Annotated in this window: 1 protein-coding gene; it reads left to right on the top strand. The window is 61.2% G+C overall.

Translation table 11 applies throughout. From position 1 onward, the window contains the following. The coding region (locus tag WH50_RS25835; protein WP_243410287.1) for a LysR family transcriptional regulator at positions 1 to 618 on the top strand (618 nt) is incomplete at both ends.

The raw sequence follows: 618 nt of genomic DNA, 5'->3' as shown, positions 1-618 counted from the left end.
TGGAGGAAGAGCTGGGCGTCAAGCTGTTTGAGCGCGACGGTGGCCCCGGCCCGGTGGCACTGACGGCCAAGGGCAAGGAGCTGCTGCCCTATGCCGAAAAGCTGATCTTCATGGCAGATCAGTTCCAGCAGCGGGCCAATCAGGCCGCCGCCTTTGCCGGCAATCTACGTCTTGGTGTGTCGGAAACAATCGTCCACACCTGGCTGCCCGACTTCCTCAAGCAGCTGCATCAGGAGTTCCCCGAGCTGGATGTGGAAATCACCGTCGATGTCACCAGCACCCTGCGCGCCGCCCTGCTCGAACACTCTCTGGATCTGGCCTTTCTGATGGGCCCGATTTCCGCACCGGGGATCAGCAATTTCGACCTCAGTACCTTCCCCCTCGAATGGGTCGCCAGCCCTGAACTGAACCTGCCGGAGCGCACGCTGCAGCTGGAAGAGCTGGTGAAATGGCCGATCATCACCTATGCCCGCAATACCAGACCCTATGCCGAGATCAATCAGAAGTTCCGTGAGCTGGATGACCAGCCCGCGCGCTTTTTCTCTTCGTCATCCCTCGCCGCCTGCCGCCGGTTGACACTGGATGGCGTCGGCATTTCCACCCTGCCACAGGTGCTGG

Source organism: Pokkaliibacter plantistimulans (assembly GCF_003194385.1).
GTDB lineage: Bacteria > Pseudomonadota > Gammaproteobacteria > Pseudomonadales > Balneatricaceae > Pokkaliibacter > Pokkaliibacter plantistimulans.
The sequence above is the reverse complement of the archived record's forward strand: the minus strand, read 5'-3'. Positions and strand labels throughout refer to the sequence as shown.